The sequence below is a fragment of the Hyphomonas sp. UBA3195 genome, from assembly GCF_002366485.1.
Lineage (GTDB): Bacteria > Pseudomonadota > Alphaproteobacteria > Caulobacterales > Hyphomonadaceae > Hyphomonas.
Genome location: NZ_DEXB01000048.1, coordinates 403 through 902, shown reverse-complemented (window position 1 = coordinate 902; position 500 = coordinate 403). Strand labels below are relative to the sequence as shown.

Annotated in this window: 1 protein-coding gene; it reads left to right on the top strand. The window is 62.2% G+C overall.

Translation table 11 applies throughout. The features are described from left to right. The coding region (locus tag B2344_RS14550; protein ID WP_290485474.1) for a beta-ketoacyl synthase N-terminal-like domain-containing protein at positions 1-500 on the top strand (500 nt) is incomplete at both ends.

Here is a 500-nt window from a genome sequence, read left to right as displayed (position 1 = left end):
ATCACCGCGCTCAGCCTTGCGACCCAAGTCCTGCAAGCCATCCGTGACCGGAATGAACTCGACACGTCCAAGGTGGACGATGTTGTTCTTGGCTGCGTCAGCCCGGTGGGCGAGCAGGGCGCAGACATCGCGCGCGTCGCCGTTCTGAATGCTGATTATGCTGAAACGACCGCGGGCGTTCAGGTTGACCGCTTCTGCGCCTCCGGCCTCGAGGCCTGTAACATGGCCGCGTCCAAAGTCATGACCGGCGAGGCAGATATGGCCATCGGCGGCGGTGTTGAAAGCATGAGCCGCGTGCCAATGGGCGCGTCCGGTGGCGCGTGGTCTTCCGACCCGCAAGTCGCCCTCAAGACCTATTTTGCCCCACAGGGCATTGGCGCTGACACGATCGCCACCAAGTATGGCTTCTCCCGCGATGACGTCGATGCGTTTGCGGTCGAGAGCCAGAAACGCGCCGCAACGGCTTGGAAAGAAGGCCGCTTTGCCAAATCCATCGTTCC